The sequence below is a fragment of the Kitasatospora sp. NPDC058184 genome (assembly GCF_042883725.1).
Lineage (GTDB): Bacteria > Actinomycetota > Actinomycetes > Streptomycetales > Streptomycetaceae > Kitasatospora.
In genome coordinates this window covers 15,951-37,034 of record NZ_JBHVVE010000008.1, presented here as the reverse complement: position 1 = coordinate 37,034, position 21,084 = coordinate 15,951, and the positions used below count along the sequence as shown (strand labels likewise).

Here is a 21,084-nt window from a genome sequence, read left to right as displayed (position 1 = left end):
GACCGTCAGACGGCGGCCAGCAGCCCCCGCCCGAGCCAGTCGGCCTCGTCCTTCACCCCCGGCAGGACGAAGAAGTAGCCGCCGCCGGTCGGCGAGATGTAGTCCACCAGCGGCTCGCCGATCAGCCGGGTCTGGGTGGCCTCGAACTGCCGCACCACGTCCTGCTGGTAGCAGCAGAACACCAGGCCCATGTCCAGGTTCCCGGCCCGGTCGACGCCCCGGTCGTAGTTGAAGCCCCGGCGCAGGATGCGCGAGTTGTCGGTGTCGGCGGTGCGCGGGTTGGCCAGCCGGATGTGGGCGTCGAGCGGGATCGCCTTGCCGTCCGGGTCCTTGGCGTAGTCCGGCGCGTCGGTCTCCCGGGCGCCGTCCAGCGGTGCGCCGGTGTCCCGGCGGCGGCCGAACATCTTCTCCTGCTCGGTGAGGGTGACGCGGTCCCAGAACTCGATCAGCATCCGGATGATCCGGATCACCTGGTAGCTGCCGCCGGTCGCCCAGGCCGGCTCGCCCGTCCCGTCGGTGACCCAGACCAGCCGGTCCATCTCGCGCGCGGAGCCGGTGTCCGGGTTGACGATGCCGTCCTTGAAGCCGAGCAGGTTGCGCTGGGCGCCGTCCGGCCGGGACTGGTTCTGGAAGCCGTCGATCCGCCAGAGGATCTGCAGCGCGCCCCGGGTGTGCCGGGTGATGTCGCGCAGCGCGTGCAGCACGGTGTCCTGGCGGTCGGCGCAGATCTGCAGCGAGAGGTCGCCGTGCAGTTCGGCGGCCTGGAGGTTGTCGTTCGGGAAGGTCTTCATCGGCGCGAGCCTGACGGGCTTGGCCTTGGCCAGCCCGTAGCGGTCGTCGAAGAGCGACGCGCCGACGCCGACCGTGACGGTCAGGTGGTCGGCAGGGACGGTCGGGCCGAGGATGCCGCTGTCCGAGGGCGGCGCGCCGACGCCGAGGTCCGGCGGGGTGCCGCCGGCGGTGAGGAAGCGGATCCGCTCGGTCAGGGTCCGGAACAGCGCTTCGAGGCCCTTGCGGTCCTGGGCGATCACCTGGCAGGAGACGAAGGCCGCGAAGCCGGGGGCCGCCGTGGTGACGCCCGCCTGGTGGGCCCCGTGGAAGGGCACCGCCCCGGCCTTCTCCTGCGTGCCGTCCCCGGCGGCGGCCGGTCCGGCGGCGAGGGCGAGGCCGCCGCCGGCCAGCACGGCCGCTCCGGCGCCCGCGCCGAGCGCGGCCCGGACGAAGCTGCGCCGGGCCGGTCCGGCCGGGCAGCCGCCCTCCCCGACAGCCTCGGCAGCGGCAACGGAGGCGGCGGCAGCGGCGTGCGGGAACGGGCAGGAGCCGGTGGCTGCGGTGTGGTCGGTCATCAGGCGGCCTTCCGGATCTCGAGCAGGGCGGGGACGGGGGCGAGGTCTTCGAGCAGTTCACCGGTGGCGCCGTTGAGCTGTCGGCGGGCGTCGGCGGGCAGCCGGTCGACCGGGGTCCAGCCCTCGGGCCGGTGGGCGGCGGCGACCAGGTCGCCGACCCGCTTCATCCCGGCGTTCACCTTGACGAGCACCTGCGGGTCCCGCTCGTCGAGCAGCGGCTGGAGCAGGGTCAGCAGCTCCTGGGTGCCGGTCAGGTTGGCCTGGGCGGTGGCCAGGTTGGTGCCGCTGCCCATGTCGGTGTCGCCGGTCAGCTCGAACTGGAGGGTGTTCTCCAGGATCTCGTGGGCGCGCAGCGGCAGGTCGCCGGGGGCGAAGTCCTGGCCGGGGAAGTCGTGCGCCAGCTTCTCCACGTTCTGCGCCAGGTCGTCGGCGACGGGCGTCAGCTCGGCGGCGGACTGGTCGTGCCAGAGGCCGTACTCCAGCCGCAGGAAGCCGGTGAAGCCCGGGTCCCGCTCCTTCTCGGCGAGTCCGTCCGGGCGGCCGTCGATCTTGCCGTCGAGGTCGGCGAAGGTGCCGTACGCGGCGCCGAGCGAGGCGTACTGGAGGTGGGCGGTGAGCCAGTCGGCCTTCGCCGTGGCGAGGTCCCCGGAGCGCACGTCGGCCTGGAGCTTCCGGCTCTCCGTCACGAGTGTCGCGAGGCCCTGGTCGACGTACTCCTTGTAGCTGTCCAGCGGAGCCTTGAGGTCCTCCTCGGCGACCGGCTTGACGGCCTTGACCACGGCGGCGCCGCTGACGTGCACGGCGGCCGAGGTGACGGACCTGCCGCCGGTGGGCACGCAGCGCCAGGCGTAGTCGCCGGAGCCGATGGTGGCGGTCAGGGCGCGGGTGGTGCCGGGGGCCAGGCCCTCGATCTCCCCGTAGACCGCGCCGCTGCCCGGGTCGACCAGGTAGACCTCGGCGACCTTGTCGCCGGTGTTGCGCATCTGGAACACCTGCTGGCCGGGCCGCGGGTCGGCGAAGCCCTTGCCGCACTCCTGCTCGGAGACGGCGACGGTGGCGGAGCCGCCCTGCTTGCCCTCGCTGACCGCGATCACCACGCCGGCCACCACCACCGGCACGGCGATCGCCGCGGTCGGCAGCACCCAGCGCGGCCGGCCCGCCCGCACCGGTCCGGCCGTACCCCCGCCCTCGCCCTCGGCCCCGCCCGCGGCGGGCTTCGCCTCGGCGGGAGCGGCGGGAGCGGCGGCCGGGGCGGCCTGGGCGCGCCCACCGCTGCGGACCCCCTCGACGAACAGCGTCATCACGACGCCCAGGTACGCGACGTAGCCGACGACCTGGAGCACCGTCATGGTGACGGTCAGGTTGAGGGTGCCCTGGACCAGCGTCGCGTACCAGGACGAGGCGTCCAGGTGCCCGCTCAGGTCGAAGGCGTACGAGGTGCCGCCGCCGACCAGGCCGGACTCCTGGAGGTCCCGCAGGCCGTAGCCGAGGACGCCCGCCGCGACGACGATCAGTCCGACGCCGGTGATGGTGAAGAACCGGGTGAGGTTCATCTTCAGGGCCCGCCGGTACAGGCCCCAGCAGAGCCCGGCCGAGAGCACCAGGCCGACGGCCGCGCCGATCAGCGGCCCGGTGGACTCCCCGGCGGTGCGCACGTTGGTCCACAGGAAGAGCGAGGTCTCCAGGCCCTCGCGGGCGACCGCGAGGAAGCTGGTGAGCACCAGCGCGCCGGCGCCCATCGCCAGCGAGGCCTGGACCTTCTCCTTGATCTCGGCGGAGAGGGTGCGCGCCGAGCGCCGCATCCAGAACACCATCGCGGTGACGAAGCAGACCGCGATCAGGCTGAGCACCCCGCCGAACGCCTCCTGGGCGTGGCCGGAGAGGTTGGCGGCGGTGAAGGTGAGCACCGCGCCGAAGCTCAGGCTGAGCGCGACGGCCGCCGCGACGCCCGACCACACCTGGGGCAGCCGGGCCTTCTGGTCCGCCCGTACCAGCGTGGCGACCAGGATCGACACGATCAGTCCGGCTTCCAGGCCCTCGCGCAGACCGATCAGGAAGCTGGGAAACGCCTCATCCCACATGCGGCGGGCTCCTCCCCCGGGCCGGCCCGGGTCGTTCACCTGTCCTCGACCCCGCCGCGGTGGCGGCGGGGCGGCACAGCCGAACGCCCCGGACACTGCGGTCCAGGGCGCCACGGCTTAGCTTAGGCAAACCTTAGAGCCGCGCAGGTCAACCGCACCCCCGGTTCGGGTAAGGGTTCGGTATGAGCTCGCCCTCGTGTTGACCAAACCCGCAGGCCGGAGGGACCGTCAGGAGCCCCCGGTCATCCCCACCACTGCTCCGGCACCGCCTCCGGTTCGGGCGACTCCGGCACCGTCACCGGTTCGGCGCAACGCACCAGGAGATCACCCTCCTCCGTTCCGGCGACGAGGTAGCCGCACTCGCGCAGCACGACCGCGGCCGCGCCGCTCAGCGCCGCGAGCGCCTCCCGGGAGGGCGGCCCGCCCGGCTCCGCTCCCGGCGTCCAGCCGACCACCACGCCCTCGGGGTGGCGGTCGATCCACAGCGGTGAGGGGCCCGGTCCGGTGTCGAACCCGGCGCGGGCCAGGGCCTCGGTGACGTCCTCGAAGAGTTCACGGTGATCCACCATTGGCGCAGCGTAGGCCCCGGACCTCGCGACCCCCGGACGCGGCGCGCGCCGAAACGCTTCAGCGGCACCCGACCGCAGCATCGGCACCCGTTGGGCCGAGCGGCGGCCAGCCGATCGGGCGTCAGGAACCCCCGTCCGGCCCGACACGCACGGCCGGACGGGCCGATGGACGTGCACAGTCGGCCCCCTGCCGACAGCATGACAGAGTAAGCGCTCCATCACCCTGAGCAACGGGCCCAGCGGAACAGCTGGTCCGCGCGCCGGTCCCGCCGGCGGGCCCGTATCGAGAGGTCCCATGATCACAACACTTCGCCGGCCGCCGTTCCCGCCGGCGGGCCTCCGGCACGGTACGCCGCGGACGCCGGGGAGCCCGTCGTGAGAGCCGACCAGCAGTCGCAGCCGGGACCGGTGACCACCACGCGCGCCGACCCCGCCAACAAGGCCGAGGCGCTCGCCGACTGGGCGGACGGCCGGCTCGGCATCTACTCCCTGGCCAAGGCCAACCTGCGCAAGATCTTTCCCGACCACTGGTCCTTCATGCTGGGCGAGATCGCGCTCTACACCTTCGTCATCATCATCCTCACCGGCGTCTGGCTCACCCTGTTCTTCGTGCCGAGCATGGGCGAGGTCGTCTACGACGGGTCGTACGTCCCGCTCAGGGGCATCCCGATGTCCGAGGCCTTCTCCTCGACCGTCAAGATCAGCTTCGACGTGCGCGGCGGCCTGCTGATGCGGCAGATCCACCACTGGGCCGCGATCGTGTTCGTCGCCTCGATGCTGACCCACATGATGCGCGTCTTCTTCACCGGCGCGTTCCGCAAGCCGCGCGAGATCAACTGGGTCTTCGGGGCGCTCCTGCTGATCCTCGGCATGTTCGACGGCTTCATGGGCTACTCGCTGCCCGACGACCTGCTCTCCGGCACCGGCATCCGCTTCATGGAGGGCGCGGTCCTCGCCGTCCCGATCGTCGGGACGTACCTGCAGTTCTTCCTCTACGGCGGCGAGTTCCCGGGGCACGACATCATCCCCCGGCTGTTCACCGTCCACGTCCTGCTGATCCCCGGGATCATGGTGGGCCTGCTGGCGGCGCACCTGATCCTGGTCTTCTACCACAAGCACACCCAGTTCGCCGGGCCCGGCCGGACCAACAGCAACGTGGTCGGCATGCCGCTGCTGCCGGTCTACACCGCCAAGGCGGGCGGCTTCTTCTTCCTGGTCTTCGGCGTGGTCTCGGTGATGGCGGCGATCGCCACCGTCAACCCGATCTGGATGTACGGCCCGTACCGACCGGACCAGGTGACCACCAACGCCCAGCCCGACTGGTACATGGGCTTCTCCGAGGGCCTGATCCGCGTGATGCCCGGCTGGGAGATCAGCGTCTGGGGCGGCCACACCCTCAACCTCGGGGTGTTCGTCCCGCTGATGGTCTTCCCGACCGTCCTGCTGGCCATCTGGTGCTACCCGTTCCTGGAGGCCTGGATCACCGGGGACCGGGGCGAGCACCACATCGCCGACCGGCCGCGCAACGCCCCGGTCCGCACCGCCTTCGGCGCGGCCTGGATCAGCCTCTACCTGATCCTGCTGGCCGGCGGCGGCAACGACCTGCTGGCCACCCACTTCCACCTCTCGATCAACGCGATCACCTACGCGGTGCGGATCGGCTTCTTCACCGTGCCGGTCGTCGTGTTCGTGATCACCAAGCGCTGGTGCCTGGGCCTCCAGCGGCGGGACAAGGAGAAGGTGCTGCACGGCCGGGAGACCGGCGTCATCAACCGCCTCCAGCACGGCGAGTTCGTCGAGGTGCACGCCCCGCTGCCGAAGGGCCGGCTCTACACCCTCACCTCGCACGACCAGCCGCAGCCCTCCGAGCTGCCGCCCGAGGTGGACGAGAACGGCGTGGCCCGCAAGGCCGGGCTGTGGACCCGCGCGCGGGTCAAGCTCTCCCGCGGCTTCTACGGCGAGTACAGCCAGATCGCCAAGCCCACCGTCGAGGAGCACGAGGAGATCGGCAGCGGCCACGGCCACCACTGATCCCCTCCCGCACCTGGAAAGGGCCCGCCGCACCGGGAACGGTGCGGCGGGCCCTCGTCGTGCCGGGGCCCGTCGACGGCGGGCCCGGGCCGCTCAGCCGCGCAGGACGGCCGGGACCACGGCGAACAGCGCCGCCGTCACGGTGACGGAGAGGCAGAGCGCGGCCCAGCGGGCGCAGATCCGGCGGCACTCGACGCGGTACCGGGCGGCCAGCCGGCGGCAGCGCTCGACCGCGCGGTCGACGACCTCCTCGGCGTAGCGCAACCGGTCGGCGGCGTAGGCCTGTTCGAGGCTCTCCCGCTCCGCCGCCGGCAGCCACGGGAACTGCGCGGCGAACGCGCGGGCGTCCCGTTCGGCCGCCGCGACCTCCGCCTCCCAGGCCAGGAACCCCTCGATGCGGGCGAACTCCGCCCGGGAGTTCACCCGGGCACCGACGCCGGCGGGCCTGCCCTGACGGGGCGTCCGCGCTCTCGGCGGACGCTGTCTGCCACCCATGACCGCTCCTCCAGTCCTGTCGAGTCGTCCCGCCGGAAAGCCTGCGGGGTCGGGCTCCCGACGGGGATCGCTCCGCGACCAGGCAACTACTACCAGCGACAAACCGCAGGTGGCGGGCGGCTCGCCACAGCCCGCGCGGCCGGGAAAAACTTGCGTGCCACGCACTATTGCGCACCGCGCACCTTTCGCGGGACAGTGGTGGCCATGACGAAGGACCAGCCCGGCCTGCGGGAACGGAAGAAGGCCGCGACGCGGGAGGCACTGGGCTGGGCCGCACTGCGGCTCGCGGTGGAGCGGGGGCTGGAGAACGTCCGGGTGGAGGACATCGCGGCCGCGGCCGGGGTGTCCCCGCGCACCTACAACAACTACTTCTCCAGCAGGGCCGAGGCGATCGTCTCCCGGCACCGCGACCGGGTCCTGCAAGCCGCCGGGGAGCTGCGGGCCCGCCCGGCGCAGGAGCCGCTGTGGGAGGCGCTGACCCGCTCCCTCGTCGCACCGTACGTCGGCGCGCCCGAGGGGCCCGACCCGCGCTGGACCGCCGCCGTGCGGCTGCTGCTGCGCGAACCGGCGCTCCAGGCCGAACTGCTCCGCGACAGCGCCGGGGTCCGGAGGGAGCTGGCGGCGGCGGTGGCCGCCCGGACCGGGACCGACGCCGACCGGGACCTCTACCCGAACCTGGTCGCCTCGGCCGCGCTCTCCGCGCTGCAGGCCGCCAACGAGCACTACCTGGCCGCCGACCCGGTGGTGCCGTTCCAGCCGCTGCTCACCGAGGCGCTGCGCCAGCTGGCGGCCGGGCTGCCCGATCCTTCGTCACGGTGACCCCACCGCATCCGAGGGGGATTCGACATGAACGGGGACTTGAGATGAACAGCGATGTCGTCATCGTCGGCGCCGGCCCGGTCGGGCTGTTCCTGGCCGGCGAACTGGCGCTGGCCGGAATCCGGCCGGTGGTCCTGGACCGGCTGCCCGCGCGCTCGGGCGAGCAGAAGGCCAACGGGCTGGTCGGCCAGGTGCTCCGGCTGCTCGACCACCGCGGCCTGTACCAGCCGCTCAGCGGCGTCCCGGGCGCGCCGCGGCCCGTGCCGCGCTTCGTGTTCGGCGCCTTCCCGCTGGAACTGCACCGGCTCGACCGGAACCCGCTGCACGCCGTGCCCGTACCCCAGCACCGGATCGAGGAGGTACTGGAGGAGCGCCTCCTCGACCTGGGCGTCACCGTGCGCCGCGACCGCGAGGTCACCGGCCTGCGCCAGGACCCGACCGGGGTGACCGTCGACGTCCGAGGACCCGACGGCGCCGGACAGTTGCGCGCCCGCTACCTGGTCGGCGCGGACGGCGGCCGCAGCACCGTCCGCAAGCTCGCCGGGATCGGCTTCCCCGGCGTCACCTCGCCCGACCCCGTCTCCCGCATCGCGCACGTGCTGCCGCCCGAGGGGGTGCGCACCACCGACAACGGCGACGTCCTGCTGCCCGGCTGCCCGACCCCGTTCCGCGTCTTCACCCACACCCGCACCGACCACGGCGTGTTCGTCATCTCCCCGTTCGGCCCGGACGCCGTCATGATCGCCACGATGGAGTGGGGCGGCCCGCCGGTGGACCAGCGGACCCCGCTGACCCTGGACGAGCTGCGCGCCAGCGTCCGCCGGGTGACCGGCGCCGACCTGCCGCTCGCCCCGGCCCGTACCGCCGGACCGTTCACCCCGCGCCGCACCGTCGGCCACAACACCCGGCTCGCCGAGCGCTACCGCGACGGCCGGGTCCTGCTCGTCGGCGACGCCGCCCACGTGCACGCCGCGACCGGCGGCCCGGGCCTCAACCTCGGCCTCCAGGACGCCGCCAACCTCGGCTGGAAGCTCGCCGCCGACCTGCACGGCTGGGCCCCGCCCGGCCTGCTGGACAGCTACCAGAACGAGCGCCGCCCGGTCGGCGAGCGGGTGTTCATGCACTCCCAGGCCCAGACCGCCCTGATGGCCCCCGGCCCCGGGACCACCGCGGTGCGCGCCCTGTTCGACGAGCTGCTGGCGCACCCGGACAACCTCGGCCGGATCGCCGCGCTGATGGCCGGCAGCGACGTCCGCCACGACGTCGGCTGCCCGCACCCGCTGGCCGGTCGGTTCGTGCCGGAGCTCGCGACGACCACCCCGAACGGCCCCACCCGGATCGCCGAACTCGCCCGCACCGGACGCCCGTTGATCGTCGACCTCACCGGCGGCCGGCTCGGCCTCGCGGACCCGGCGGCGGGCTGGAAGGACCGGGTCGACCTCGTCACGGCCGACTGCCCGCAGCCGCCGGCCGGCGCCCTGCTGCTGCGCCCGGACGGCTACGTCGCCTGGGCGACCGGGCCCGACCGGGCGGACCGGGAGGGGCTGGCCCGGGCGCTGCGCACCTGGTTCGGCGCCGCCTCCTCCTGAGGACGGGCACCCGCGGACGAGCTCCCCGGCGACGGGTTCCACGACGACGCGGACGGGCCCGTACCCCCCGTCCGCGGGGCCGCCGGGGAGGCGCCGGACGGGTGGGGGAGAATGGCGGCATGTCCCGACGTCGTTCCGCGCCCCGCGCCGCCGCGCCCCGGCTGCTGCCCTCGTCCCCCTGCCCGTGCGGCCTGCCCGCCGCCTACGGCGACTGCTGCGGCCGGCTGCACCGGGGCCAGGCGGCGGCCACCACCGCCGAGTCCCTGATGCGCTCCCGGTTCAGCGCCTTCGCCGCGCAGGACGAGGCGTACCTGCTGCGCACCTGGCACCCGGACACCCGGCCGGCCGAGGTCGACTTCGACCCGGGGCTGCGCTGGACCGGGCTGGAGGTGGTCGACACCACCGAGGGCGGCGCCTTCCACGCGCAGGGCACCGTCGCCTTCCGGGCACACTGGACGGAGGGCGGCGAGGAGGGCGTGCTCAGCGAGAACAGCCGCTTCGTGCGGCACGAGGGCGCCTGGGTGTACCTGGACGCCCTCTCGCTCGGCTGAGCCACCCGACCCGCGGCGGTTGCGGTCGGGTGGCCGCTCCGGGCCGCCGCTACAGGTAGTCGTCCAGCCGGGCCAGTGCGAAGCCCTGCGCGGTGACGTCGTTGACGACCTTGCGCAGCAGGTCCGGCATCGAGGCCTTCCAGATGTCGGTGCCCCGGAAGTGGGTCAGGATGATGTCGCCCGGGTGCAGCTTCCGGTCGTCGTAGCGCCACTCCATGTGGTCCGGGAAGGCCTCCTCGTTCCACATCGGCACCGCCTGCACCCCGCAGGAGGCCGCCGCGCGCAGGGTGTCGTCGTTGTACTCACCGTACGGCGGCCGGAACAGCCGGGGGCGGACGCCGATCTGCTTCTCCAGCTGGTCCTGCTGGGTGCAGATCTCCTCGCGCTGGGTGTCGTAGTCCAGCACCTTCAGGTTGCGGTGGTTGATCGTGTGGTTGTTGATCTCCACGCCCTGGGCGTGCAGGTCGCGGAAGTAGCCGTAGTTCTCGCGGGCGAGGTAGTCGGAGACGTAGGTGCTGAGCGGGATGCCCAGGTCCGCGGCCATCCGGGAGAACTCGGGGTCCTTCTCGTCACCGTCGTCGACGGTCAGGAAGACCACCTTGTCGTCGGTCGGCACCCGGAAGACGACGGGCGGGCGGCCGTCGGCGAGCTTGACGCCCTGCACCGGGGTGAGCTCGGGCTTGGTCGCCGGACGCGGCGGGGCCTTCAGCGGCGGGCGCTCCAGGCCCCAGTGCTGGGCGGCCGCCTCCTGACGGGCCACGGCCTCGGCGCCGTTCGCGTCCTCCGCCAGGGGCGGGGCGCCGGCGTGGTCGGCGTCCGGAGCGGCGGGCGCCGCGTTCGCCTCGGGCGCCGTGTTCGCCTCGGGCGCCGTGTTCGCCTCGGGGGCCGGGGCGGCCTTCGGCCCGGCGGGAGCGGCGCAGCCGGCGAGGACGGCGGAGAGGCAGACGGCGGCCAGCAGGCCGGTCCGTACACCGCCCCGGTGGTGCTGGCTTCCCCTCAAACCCCCATTATTACGACAAACTGATGGTCTGTTCATGGGTGCACTGCTCCCCTGCCGTGCACCACCGCCAATCCCCGCGTCACCCGTGCGGGGCAACGACGCACCGGGTCCTTGCCGTTCCTTTGCCCGGGCGGCGGGGCGACCGGGTGACCGCCGGTCGACGGCCGGGGCGGAGCGGGCCGGGTGGGGCCGCCGGGAAAACCGATTGCGGCGACGGCCCCCGAATCGGATCATGCGCGCATGACGAACACCGCGCCCCGCCGTTCCGACCTCTGGACCGTCACCACGGCCGATGTGACCGCCCCCGAGGCCCTGGACCTGCTGCGCGAGTACTACTACGACGTGGCCAACCGCTACTACCGCCTGCACTTCGACCGGGAGGGCACCCCCGAGGAGCTGGAGTCCGGCCTGGCCGACTCCCCCAGCGACGACCTCGCCGCCCCGGACGGCCACTTCCTGATCGGCCGCCACGACGGCGCCGCCCACTCCTGCGCCGGCCTGCGCCGACTCGACGCCGCCACCGTCGAACTCACCCGGGTCTTCGTCCGACCCGGCCTGCGCGGCACCGGCGGCGGCGCCGTGCTGCTGGCCGCCGTCGACCGGGCCGCCCGCTCCCTGGGCACCGAACGGATCGTCCTCGACACCCGCCTCGACCTGGTCGAGGCCCGCGCGCTCTACCTGCGCAACGGGTACCGGGAGATCCCCGCCTACAGCAGCGGGCCGTACGCCCAGGTCTGGTACGGCAAGGACCTCGCCCCCGTCGAGTAGCGGCGGCGGCCCGGAGGGAACGGACCGGGTTCACACCGCGCCGACGCGCCGGGAGGGCTCCGGTCAGTCCGTCAGGGCGGCCGCGAGTTCGGCCGCCGAGGGCGGGTTGGCGCCCGGGCGCGCGACGGTCAGCGCCGCCGCCGTCACCGCCCGGGTGAGGCAGGCCCCGAGGTCGGCGCCGGACGCGTGGGCGTGCAGGAAGGCGGCCATGAAGGCGTCGCCGGCGCCGACCGTGTCCGCGACCGGCACCGGGAGGGCCGCGGCCTCGGCGCGTCCGCCCCCGGCGGTGCGGGCGAACGCGCCCTCGGCGCCGAGGGTGACCGCGACCACGGCCGGGCCGAGGGCCAGCCAGCGCTCGGCGACCGCCTCGGGCCGCTCGCCCGGGTAGAGCCAGTCCAGGTCCTCGTCGCTGACCTTGACCAGGTCGCTCAGCGCCACCCAGCGCTCGACCCGGCGGACGGCCCCGGCCCGGTCGCCCATCAGCGCCGGGCGCACGTTCGGGTCGTAGCTGATCCGCGCGTGCCCGCGCCAGCGCTCCACCAGTGCCAGCACCGAACCCGCGCCGGGCTCGGTCACCGCGGCGATCGAACCGAGGTGGATCGCGGCGGGCGGCTCGGCGAGTTCGGTGGGCGGGAGCGTCCAGTGGATGTCGAAGGTGTAGCGGGCCCGCCCCTGCCCGTCCAGCTCCACCACCGCCGAGGGCGTCCGGGCGACCTCGGCGGCCCGGACCCGCACCCCCGCCGACTCCAGGTGCCGCCGGATCAGCCGGCCGTTGGCGTCCGGCCCCAGCTCGGTGAGCAGGGTGGCCGGTCGGCCCAGCCGGGCGAGGCCGTACGCGACGTTCGCGGGGCTGCCGCCGGGGTGCACCCGGTCCGGGACGTCACTCGTTCGGACGATGTCGGCGACGCACTCGCCGATCACCAGAACGGGCGAGGCTGGGCTGGTCACGGCGGCTCCTGGCATCCGGTACGCGGGCGTCGTCTCGACCGCCAAGCCTACGGGGTGCGTCCGGACGCACGGCGCCCGGGCAGGAAAGTACGGCCGCCGGACCTGGCCAGGTTTTCCGACGGCCGTGGCTCGTCCGTCAGGGGACGATGCACTCCTGACGTTAGACCGCGTACGGGCGCCGCGCCATCACCGTGGGCCGTCCGGGGGACACGGTGTGTCGCCGGACCGTGGTCCGCCGTCGCACCACGCCGCGCCGGCGGACCGCACCGATCGCGCCCGCGCCGGCCCGACGGTCCACTAGCATCCGTGGGCCAGGCTCTCCCCGCCCCGGGGGCTCCGCCTCCGCTCCCGCTCGTGAAGTGCGGTGATCACCCTTGTCCAGGCCCCTCGGCCTCCTCAGGCCCTTCAGGCCCTTCAGGCCCCGTGCCCGGCTCGTCCCGTCACTCGCGCTCAGCGCGGTGCTGCTGTCCGCGAGCGTGCCGACGGCCGGCGCCGCCGACGGGCTGGGCGATCCGGTCTTCCCCTCGCTCGGGAACACCGGGTACCGGGTGCTCGGGTACGACCTGGCCTTCGACTACCGGGACGGGCCCCGGACGGTGGACGGCACGGCCGTGCTCACCGTCCGGCCCGACCGCACGCTGGCCCGGCTGGACCTGGACGCGCTCGGCCTGGCCGTGCGCGCCGTCCGGGTCGACGGGCGGCCGGCGGGCTTCACCGCCCACGACGAGAAGCTGACGGTCACTCCGGCCAGGCCGTTCCGCCCGGGCGCCGTCGCCCGGCTGACCGTCGAGTACACCGCCGACCCGCGCGCCGCGCTGCCGCACACCGGCTGGGTCCCCACCCCGGACGGCTTCGCGGTGGCCGGCCAGCCGAACAGCGCGCACACCGTCTTCCCGTGCAACGACCACCCCAGCGACAAGGCCCGGTTCACCATCTCCGTGACCACCCCGGACGCTCTCCGCGGCGTCGCCAACGGCGAGTTGACGGCCACCGAACGGCGCGGCGACGGCCGCACCACCCGCCGGTACGTGTCCCGCGAGCCGATGGCCACCGAGCTGGTCCAGATCTCGGTCGGCGACTACACCGTGCGCGAGCGCACCGGCCCGCACGGCCTGCCGCTGCGCGACGTCGTACCAACCGCGCGCGCCGCCGAACTGGAACCCGCGCTCGCCCTCACCCCCGGCCAGCTCGCCTGGGCCGAAGCGCACCTGGGGCCCTTCCCGTTCGAGACGTACGGGCTCCTGCCGGCCAACACGGACGATCCGGCCGCGTTCGCCTTCACCGGCCTGGAGACCCAGACGCTCACCCTCTACAAGCCGAACTTCCTGCGGCAGGCGGAACCGGCGATCGGCTCGCACATGATGCACGAGCTGGTCCACTCCTGGTTCGGCAACAGCGTCTCCCCCGCCAGGTGGTCCGACCTCTGGCTCAACGAGGGCCACGCCGACTTCTACGGACTGGTGTACCGCTACGAGCGCGGATGGCCGGACGCCTGGGGCCACACCACGCTGACCGACCGGATGCGCTACCTCTACGGGCTGGGCGACCAGTGGCGGCACGACTCCGGGCCGGTCGCCTCCCCCACCGCCGCCGACCTCTTCGACAGCCAGCGGTACACGGGCGGCGCGCTGGTGCTGTTCGCGCTCCGGGAGAAGGTCGGGGCGGCGGCCTTCGACCGGATCGAGCGGGCGTTCCTGCGCACCTACCGGTCCGGGAACGCCACCACCGAGGACTACGTGCGGACGGCCTCGTCGGTGTCCGGCCAGGACCTGCGGGGCTTCCTCGACGACTGGCTGTACGGGCTGCGGACGCCGCCGATGCCCGGTCACCCGGACTGGGTGGTGGGCCCGGTGGGCCTGGCGGGGGCGGCTCCGGGGGCTCCCGGGGCGCCGGTTCCCGGGGCGTCGCTCTGGGAGGGTGGGGCCGCGGAGGCGGGCGGGCCAGCGGTGGCGCGGGGCTCCGGAACGCTCTGACGGCGCGGCTGGGACTGCTGGTGCACGCCCGGCGCGCCGCCGTGCGTCCGGTCGCGGCTCGCACGCCCCTGACCGGCAGGGGCGGGTGGGGCCATGGTGGTTCCCACGGCCCGCCCGCCGCCCGGCAGAGTCCCGGTCGGCTCGCGGGCCGTCCAGGGTTACGCTGCCGGCATGTCCGATCAGGGAAGCTACCGCCGCGAATCCGCCCGTGTCCTGTTGATCGACGAGCTGGACCGCCTGCTCCTGCTGAAGTTCCATGTCGACCCGGACGCTCCCGAGAGCGGTCACGGATGGTGCACGCCCGGCGGTGGTGTCGAGGACGGGGAGACCCTGGCAGAGGCGGCAGCCCGCGAGCTTCGCGAGGAGACCGGCCTGTCCGTGGAGCCGGAGGCCTTGCGGTCAGCCGTCGCGGAGACCTCCGGATACGCGGATGTCGGCTGGGCCGAAGGGATCTTCCGGGACGTCTTCTTCCGGCTTCGCGTCACGGGCCACCAGGTCGACGTCAGCGGCCAGGAGGCGAACGAGCGCACGTACCACGCCGGCCATCGCTGGTGGTCCGTCACCGACCTCGCGGCCACCGGCGAGACGGTCTACCCGCTCGGCCTGGCCGGGTTGGCGGCCGAGCTGGTGGCCGGGCGTGTCCCCACTGATCCGGTTCAGCTGCCCTGGCATCACTGAGGACCGCAGCTCGGGCACGCCGCGCCGTAACCCTTCCGGCGCAGCGTCGTTGGACCGGCCATGAAGAAGCGCAGCATGCTTGCCGTCGCCTCGATCGCCGTCGGTGTCGTGGCCTCCCTCACCGCGCCGAGCGCGCACGCCAGTGCCGTGGGCGGGCAGGAGGGACTGCCCGGGCCGCTGAGCAGCGCTCCGGACCTGGTGCCCGGGCAGGTCGGTGACGCGGGCGGCGTCCTCGGGGATGCCACGGGCTACGTGACCGGGTCGGCGAACGGCCTGGTGGCGGCCACTCCGGCGTAGTCCCCGTCCATGGTTCAGGACATCGGGGCTCCGAGGTCCTGGGTCCAGTAGGGGGTGCCGGCCGCGTTGGTGGCGAAGCCGACGCCGATGTCCTTGAATCCGCAGTCGAGCATGTTGGACTGGTGGATCCCGCCGTCCATCCAGCGGGCGAAGACGGCGGCCGGGGTGGTCGGGCCCCGGTCGAGGTTCTCGCCCCACTGGGACCAGCGGTAGCCGGCGGCGGTGATCCGGGCCTCGGTCCGGACGCCGTCCGGGTTGACGTGGTCGAAGAAGCCGCGGGTGGCCATGTCGTCCGCGTGCTTCTGGGCCGAGCCGTGCAGCCGGGGGTCGATCCGCAGCGGGGCGCAGCCGGCCCTGGCGCGTTCGGCGTTGACCAGGTCCACCAGCTGGCGCTCCGGGTTGGGCTGCGGTGTCGCGATGGCGGTGCGGGTCGCGGTCGGTGTGGCCGTCGCCGTGGGCGTCGGGCTCTCCGCGGGCAGCGGGGTCGGCACCGGTGTCGGGGCGGTGGCGGCGGGTGCGGCGGCGGCCGTCGGGACGTCCTGGGCCGCGGCCGGGGCGGTGGGCTCGGGTGCCGTCGGCCGCGGCGGCTCGCCGGCCTGCGGCCATACCAGGGCGAGGGTGGTCACGGCGACCGCCGCGGCCGCGCCGCTCACCAGGACGGCCTTGCGGGCCGCGGTGCCGGCCCAGCCGCCGTGCCCTCCCGCCGCCGCGTGCGCGCCGGTACCGGTAGAGGCCCCGGCTCCCGCGCCCGAGCCCGCTCCGGTGGCGGCCGAGGAGGCGACGGCGGCCGCCGTGTGCTGGAAGTGCAGCAGCACGGGCGAGCCGAGCGGGATCGGCACCAGGGCGAGGCCGGCCAGCAGTCCTTCGGCCGGGAACAGGTCCCGGCCGAGGCCGCCGCAGTCCGCGCAGTCCCGGATGTGACGGGCGATGCGCTTGCGCCAGACCGAGTTCGGGGTGCCGTCGAAGCCCGCGGTGAGCTCGGTCAGTCCGGGGCAGCGGGGGTAGGCGCAGAGCGCGCGGACGACGATGCGGCCCGCTTCGAGCTGCTTCTTCATCCGCTGCACGCGCACGGCGGTGTGCTGCGGGCTCAGGTCGAGGGCCTCGGCGAGTTCGGCGCGGGTCAGATCGCCGGCGGCCTCCAGCCACCAGAGGGCGAGCAGCTCGCGGTCGTCGGGGTCCAGCCAGCGGGTGGCCTCGGCCACCTCGCGGCGCTGGCCGGACAGGCCGAGGCGCAGGATGGTGAGGTCGGTGAAGTCGGCCCGGGGGTCGGCGACCTCCCAGGTCTCGTCCAGGCCGCCGACGGTCGGCTGCTGCTGACCGGCGGCGTGCCGACGGCGCACCTGGTTCATGGTGATGGCGACCAGCCAGGACCGGAAGGACTCCGGGTCGCGGAGCCCGTCCAGGCCGTCCAGGGCCCGGATCATGGTCTCCTGCGCGACGTCGTCCACGTCGGCGTGGCCGCCGAGGGCGCGGCCGGCCACGTTGTAGACGAGCGGCAGCCAGGCGGCGACCAGCGCCTCCCGGGCCTGCCGGTCACCTGCCTGCGCCGCGAGCACCAGGGTGGTCCCGGTCCTGTTCTGCACCTCAGCGTTCATGGTCCGCACTCCGTGTTGCCGTGTATCCGTCCGCCGCTGCCTCCTCGGAGACCCGTGGGGAGTGATCAGATAACAACAATGTGCACGGAATCGGAAAATCGGCCCGGATCGGCGGGCCCGGTCTGAGGGTCAGACCGGGCCTGGGCAGGAGCGGAAGCCGGGACGATCAGGCGTGGACCACGGTCGGAGCGGGGCCGAACGGGGGCCGGACCAGGGTCGGTTCAGGGCCGGTTCAGGGCCGGTTCAGGGCCGGTTCAGGGCCGGTTCACGCCGGGGAGGCGAACACCTGGGTCCACCACGGGCCGTTGTTGCCGGTCCGCACGCCCACGCCGAGCTGCTTGAACGCGCAGTTCAGGATGTTGGCCCGGTGGCCGGGGCTGTTCATCCAGGAGTCCATCACGGCGGCCGGGTCCTTCTGGCCGCGGGCGATGTTCTCGCCCCAGGTGCTCCAGCTGTACCCGGCGGCCTCGATCCGGTAGTCGGCGTGCTTGCCCTCGGGGCTGGCGTGGTCGAAGTAGTTGCGGTCGGCCATGTCGTCGCTGTGCGACTGGGCCGCACTCGTCAGCCGGGGCTCGGCGCTGACCGGCCCGCAGCCGGCCTTACTGCGCTCGACGTTGACCAGGTCGACGACCTGCTGGGCGTACGACGGGGCCGCGCCTCCGCCGGCCGGCACGCCCCCGCCCCCCGGCATGCCCCCGCTCCCCGGGAAGCTGCCGCCCCCCGGCATCCCCGGGATGCCCCGCTTGGCGGTGCCCTGGCCGGCGGTGGAGGCACCGGCGGCGGTCGGGGTCGCCTTGACGGCGGAGGCCGTGGGAGTGGGGACGGCCGTCGGGGAGGCGGCGGCCGAAGCCGTCGGGGAGGCCGGAGCGGTCGGCGTGGCGGAGGCGCCCTGGGTGGCCGCCGGGTCGGCGGCGGTGGGGGTGGCCGGCAGCGGAACGTCCGGGTTCGTCCCCCCGGCGCCGGGCACCTGGATGCCGTCGTGCGTGCCCAGCTCCGCCGAGATCAGCATGTCGGCGGCCAGCGACTGGCCCGCCATGTCGCGGTCGGTCTGCTTGCCGCCGTACGCCGCGTAGCCCGCGCCGGCCAGCGCGGCGAACAGCCCCGTCCCGGCCACGGCGACGACGACCGCGGTCACCGGCACGATCCCGCCGCCCCGCCGCGCCCGGCGGCCCCGGCCGGCGTGCCGCTCGGCAGCCCGCCGCGCCGCCCGGCCACCGGAGCGGCCGCGGGCCCCGTGCCCGCTGTCGCTGCCGGCGCCGCCCCCGCTCGCCGGGAGGATGGTCGTCCTGTCGTCGCTGTTCACGTGGCCACGCTTTCTGTTCCGGGTCGACTGGTCGGGTGTCGACACATGGGAGACCTCCCGGCGGGGCGCCGATAACAGAAATTCCGAACGAATGTCCGGGGGCCAGGCCGCGGTCTCAGCCGGCCGGTGCCTCCGGAGCCATGTCGTAGGTGATGAACCTGGTCTGATTGGCGACCTTGTCATATTTTCCACGGGCCCGGTAATTGTCTTCAGAGGTGATCCAGCGGACGGTGTTCCACCCGCGTTCCGCCGCGATTTCCCGCAGCCGGCCCAACAACGCGTCCACCGCCCCGCCGCCGCGGACCTCCGGCGCCACGAACAGATCGTCCAGGAAGCACCCGACCGCCCCGTGCAACGGCCGCGAGAACGGCCGGTAGTGCGCCAGCCCGACCGGCCGCCCCTCCCCGTCCCGGACCAGCAGCCCCGCCACCTCGTGCCCCGGATCCATCACCCAGGACCACACCAGCTCGGCCTTCTCCTCCGGAATCGGCACCCGGTAGAACTCGCAGTACCCACGGAAGAGTTCACGCCAGGCCGGGTAGTCACCGGCCTCGGGCACGCCGACGCTCCAACGGGCCGTGGAGGTGTCGTTCATCTCGGTCTCCATCACTCAGGGGGCGGTACGAGCCACCCAGCATGACGCCCCGTCGCCCCGCCGCGGATCACCGCCCCGGCCAAGAGCACGTACCCGCTACGCCACTCCGGCGCCTTGCCTCCCCGGCCAGGACCCCCGGACGCAGCACCACCCCGATCAGCCCAACCCGCCCGGGGCGGGGGCAGGGGCGGCCTCGGACACCGGCCCGCCGGGCGCGCGAGCGGGTGGACACGGGGGCCGGGCCGGGCCCGGCTGGGCGACGGCTGCGCGGGTGCTCGGGTGCGGGGGTGGGGGTGGGGGCGGATGCTGAGGGGGGTGGAGGTGGTGGTGTGGCGGGGTTGTCGAGCTTGGCGTCGGTGTCGCGGGAGGTGGCGGCGGAGGCGGGGCGGCGGGCGAAGACGGGGTTGTTGGCCGGGTGTCTGCGGGGGCTGGGGCCGCTGGAGGGGGCGGCGGCGGTGGCGTTGCTGTCCGGGGAGTCGCAGCGGTTGCGGACCGGGATCGGGCCGGCGGCCTTGCGGGGTTTGCCCGGGCCCGCGGTGGAGGCCTCGCTCGGGGTGCGGGAGGTGGAACGGGAGCTGGAGCGGATCGCGGGGGTGCACGGGGCCGGGGCGCAGGCGGAGCGGCGGCGGCTGCTGCACGGGCTGTTCGCGCGGGCGACGGCGGAGGAGCAGGGGTTCCTGCGGGCGGTGCTGGTCGGGGACCTGCGGCAGGGGGCGCTGGACTCGGTGGTCGGGGACGCGGTGGCGCGGGCGGCGGGGGTGCCGTCGGCGGCGGTGCGGCGGGCGCTGATGTTCCGGGGGTCAGCGCGCGCGGTGGCGGAGGCGGCGCTGACCGGCGGGGAGACGGCGCTGGCGGCGTTCCGTCTGGAGGTGGGACGGGCGGTACGGCCGATGCTGGCCGCCTCGGCGCCGGACGTGGCGACGGCGCTGGAGCGCACCGGTCCGGCCGCGCTGGAGTGGAAGCTGGACGGCATCCGGGTGCAGGTGCACCGGGAGGGCGGGGAGGTCGCGGTGTTCACCCGCGGCCTGGAGGACATCGCCGCCCGCGTCCCCGAGGTGGTCGAGGCCGCGCTGGCGCTGCCGCTGCGTTCGGCGGTGCTGGACGGCGAGGCGATCGCGCTCGGTCCGGACGGCCGGCCGCGCCCGTTCCAGGAGACCGCCGCGCGCACCGCCTCCCGGCGGGACCCGGACCGGCTGCGCGCCGAGGTCCCGCTCGACGCCTACTTCTTCGACCTGCTGCACCGGGACGGCGAGGACCTGGTGGACCGTCCCGGCCGGGAGCGCTGGGCGGCGCTGGCCGGGGCGGTGCCGGACGGCCTGCGGGTGGCCCGCACCGAGACCGGGGACCGCGACCGGGCGCTGGCCTTCTTCCGCGACACGCTGGCGCTCGGGCACGAGGGCGTGCTGGTGAAGGACCCGTCGGCCCCGTACGCGGCCGGGCGGCGCGGCGCGGGCTGGATCAAGGTGAAGCCCCGGCACACCCTGGACCTGGTGGTGCTGGCCGCCGAGTGGGGCAGCGGGCGGCGGCGCGGCTTCCTCAGCAACCTGCACCTGGGCGCCCGGGCGGCGGGCGAGCCGGGGCTGGGCCCGTGGGTGATGCTCGGCAAGACCTTCAAGGGCCTGACCGACGAGACGCTCGCCCGGCAGACCGTCGAACTGCTGGCCCGGGAGACCGGACGGGACGCCTGGACGGTGCGGGTCCGGCCGGAACTGGTCGTCGAGATCGCCTTCGACGGGGTGCAGCGCAGCTCCCGCTATCCGGCCGGGCTCGCCCTGCGGTTCGCCCGGGTGGTGCGCTACCGGCCGGACAAGGACGCAGCCGAGGCGGACACCGTCGCGACCGTGCGGGAGATCGCCGCCGCCGAGGGGCTCTGAGCCGGGAGCGGGCGGCTACGGGCAGCACCCGGAGGGCTTGAACCACCGTACGGTACAGGCTTGTTGGGGTGACGTCCGTTCAAACCTCCCGCGCCGCTCCGGCGGCTCCGACGGGAGCCGAATCGGCCATTCTCGGCGATCCCGCCACCGCGCACTCCGTGGACGGAGTAGCGGCGGTTAGGTTGGCAATGACAACGAGAGGCGGCCGCCGGGCAGCCGGCGGCGCACTGGCGAGAGGTGCCCGACCATGCGGGTGAGTGTCGACCGGGACCGCTGCTGCAGCTCCGGGATGTGCGTCACGAACGTTCCCGAGGTCTTCGACCAGGACGACGACGACAGTCTGGTGAGGCTCCGTCAGACCGCCTTCAGGCCCGACCAGTTCGAGGATCTCAGACTGGCCGCCCAGCTCTGCCCGGGCGGCGCCATCACCGTGGTCGAGGACGGGCCGGCGGAGGCCGGGGCCGCCTCGGTCGACGGCTGACCGTACGCCGGTCCGGGCCGGCCGCGGACCGGAACCGCACCCGGGACCGGCGAGCGTCCGGCAACCCCACCCCCACCGGAGAACCATCGCG

19 protein-coding genes are annotated in these 21,084 nt (G+C 74.5%); 10 read left to right on the top strand and 9 right to left on the bottom strand.

The window, feature by feature from the left end:
- Positions 1 to 5: 5 nt before the first annotated feature.
- From efeB to ACFVXH_RS17100, 3 genes are all read right to left on the bottom strand, one after another.
- Positions 6 to 1,346, bottom strand: a complete 1,341-nt coding sequence (efeB, locus tag ACFVXH_RS17110) for an iron uptake transporter deferrochelatase/peroxidase subunit (protein WP_387824327.1) — start codon at positions 1,344 to 1,346, stop codon at positions 6 to 8.
- The gene (gene efeU / locus ACFVXH_RS17105) at positions 1,346 to 3,427 is read right to left on the bottom strand and encodes an iron uptake transporter permease EfeU (RefSeq protein ID WP_387824324.1); all 2,082 of its coding nucleotides are present in this window, start codon (positions 3,425 to 3,427) and stop codon (positions 1,346 to 1,348) included. The genes efeB and efeU overlap by 1 nt, the downstream gene beginning before the upstream one ends.
- Before the next feature lie 242 nt (positions 3,428 to 3,669).
- Complete coding sequence (locus tag ACFVXH_RS17100; protein WP_049657126.1) at positions 3,670 to 3,996, bottom strand: hypothetical protein; 327 nt, start codon at positions 3,994 to 3,996, stop codon at positions 3,670 to 3,672.
- Positions 3,997 to 4,404: 408 nt separating this feature from the next.
- Here ACFVXH_RS17100 and ACFVXH_RS17095 point away from each other — a divergent pair, with 408 nt between their 5' ends.
- A complete protein-coding gene (locus ACFVXH_RS17095) occupies positions 4,405 to 6,027 on the top strand; it encodes a ubiquinol-cytochrome c reductase cytochrome b subunit (RefSeq protein WP_074003822.1) in 1,623 nt (540 codons plus the stop codon).
- A gap of 93 nt (positions 6,028 to 6,120) precedes the next feature.
- Here ACFVXH_RS17095 and ACFVXH_RS17090 read toward each other — a convergent pair whose 3' ends face one another.
- Entirely contained in the window at positions 6,121 to 6,522 is a 402-nt protein-coding gene (locus ACFVXH_RS17090; RefSeq protein ID WP_143204590.1) for a cytochrome C oxidase subunit I, read from the bottom strand.
- A 204-nt stretch (positions 6,523 to 6,726) separates the two neighbouring features.
- Here ACFVXH_RS17090 and ACFVXH_RS17085 point away from each other — a divergent pair, with 204 nt between their 5' ends.
- The 3 genes from ACFVXH_RS17085 to ACFVXH_RS17075 all read left to right on the top strand — a co-directional run bounded on the left by ACFVXH_RS17085 (position 6,727) and on the right by ACFVXH_RS17075 (position 9,481).
- A complete protein-coding gene (locus tag ACFVXH_RS17085; protein ID WP_074003618.1) occupies positions 6,727 to 7,341 on the top strand; it encodes a TetR family transcriptional regulator in 615 nt (204 codons plus the stop codon).
- Positions 7,342 to 7,385: 44 nt separating this feature from the next.
- Positions 7,386 to 8,930: an FAD-dependent monooxygenase gene (locus ACFVXH_RS17080; protein ID WP_074003619.1), complete on the top strand. Its 1,545-nt coding sequence runs from the start codon at positions 7,386 to 7,388 to the stop codon at positions 8,928 to 8,930.
- 119 nt (positions 8,931 to 9,049) lie between these two features.
- Complete coding sequence (locus ACFVXH_RS17075) at positions 9,050 to 9,481, top strand: YchJ family protein (protein ID WP_049657121.1); 432 nt, start codon at positions 9,050 to 9,052, stop codon at positions 9,479 to 9,481.
- Positions 9,482 to 9,530: 49 nt separating this feature from the next.
- Here ACFVXH_RS17075 and ACFVXH_RS17070 read toward each other — a convergent pair whose 3' ends face one another.
- Positions 9,531 to 10,481, bottom strand: a complete 951-nt coding sequence (locus ACFVXH_RS17070; RefSeq protein ID WP_387824319.1) for a polysaccharide deacetylase family protein — start codon at positions 10,479 to 10,481, stop codon at positions 9,531 to 9,533.
- Positions 10,482 to 10,721: 240 nt separating this feature from the next.
- Between ACFVXH_RS17070 and ACFVXH_RS17065 the strand changes: the two genes are divergently transcribed.
- Entirely contained in the window at positions 10,722 to 11,249 is a 528-nt protein-coding gene (locus ACFVXH_RS17065) for a GNAT family N-acetyltransferase (protein WP_387824316.1), read from the top strand.
- 63 nt (positions 11,250 to 11,312) lie between these two features.
- On the opposite strand, the gene ACFVXH_RS17060 is transcribed toward ACFVXH_RS17065, so the two are convergent.
- A complete protein-coding gene (locus tag ACFVXH_RS17060; RefSeq protein ID WP_387824313.1) occupies positions 11,313 to 12,197 on the bottom strand; it encodes a carbohydrate kinase in 885 nt (294 codons plus the stop codon).
- Positions 12,198 to 12,655: 458 nt separating this feature from the next.
- Between ACFVXH_RS17060 and ACFVXH_RS17055 the strand changes: the two genes are divergently transcribed.
- The 3 genes from ACFVXH_RS17055 (at position 12,656) to ACFVXH_RS17045 (ending at position 15,145) form a co-directional block, all read left to right on the top strand.
- Positions 12,656 to 14,170 (top strand): M1 family metallopeptidase, encoded by a 1,515-nt coding sequence (locus ACFVXH_RS17055; RefSeq protein ID WP_387824310.1) that lies wholly within the window; start codon positions 12,656 to 12,658, stop codon positions 14,168 to 14,170.
- 171 nt (positions 14,171 to 14,341) lie between these two features.
- On the top strand, positions 14,342 to 14,848 hold the full coding sequence (locus ACFVXH_RS17050) for an NUDIX hydrolase (RefSeq protein ID WP_074003825.1): 507 nt from the start codon (positions 14,342 to 14,344) through the stop codon (positions 14,846 to 14,848).
- A 60-nt stretch (positions 14,849 to 14,908) separates the two neighbouring features.
- Positions 14,909 to 15,145, top strand: coding sequence for a hypothetical protein (locus ACFVXH_RS17045; protein WP_049659354.1), 237 nt, complete (start codon positions 14,909 to 14,911; stop codon positions 15,143 to 15,145).
- 14 nt (positions 15,146 to 15,159) lie between these two features.
- Here the strand turns inward: ACFVXH_RS17045 and ACFVXH_RS17040 are convergent, their stop codons facing one another.
- The 3 genes from ACFVXH_RS17040 to ACFVXH_RS17030 form a co-directional block, all read right to left on the bottom strand.
- Positions 15,160 to 16,740, bottom strand: coding sequence for a sigma-70 family RNA polymerase sigma factor (locus tag ACFVXH_RS17040; RefSeq protein ID WP_387824307.1), 1,581 nt, complete (start codon positions 16,738 to 16,740; stop codon positions 15,160 to 15,162).
- A 265-nt stretch (positions 16,741 to 17,005) separates the two neighbouring features.
- Positions 17,006 to 18,043: a CAP domain-containing protein gene (locus ACFVXH_RS17035; protein WP_387824304.1), complete on the bottom strand. Its 1,038-nt coding sequence runs from the start codon at positions 18,041 to 18,043 to the stop codon at positions 17,006 to 17,008.
- Between the two features lie 115 nt (positions 18,044 to 18,158).
- Positions 18,159 to 18,638, bottom strand: a complete 480-nt coding sequence (locus ACFVXH_RS17030) for a GNAT family N-acetyltransferase (protein ID WP_049661127.1) — start codon at positions 18,636 to 18,638, stop codon at positions 18,159 to 18,161.
- A gap of 329 nt (positions 18,639 to 18,967) precedes the next feature.
- Between ACFVXH_RS17030 and ACFVXH_RS17025 the strand changes: the two genes are divergently transcribed.
- Complete coding sequence (locus ACFVXH_RS17025) at positions 18,968 to 20,512, top strand: ATP-dependent DNA ligase (RefSeq protein ID WP_380743081.1); 1,545 nt, start codon at positions 18,968 to 18,970, stop codon at positions 20,510 to 20,512.
- A gap of 247 nt (positions 20,513 to 20,759) precedes the next feature.
- Entirely contained in the window at positions 20,760 to 20,993 is a 234-nt protein-coding gene (locus ACFVXH_RS17020) for a ferredoxin (protein WP_074003623.1), read from the top strand.
- Positions 20,994 to 21,084 lie beyond the last annotated feature (91 nt).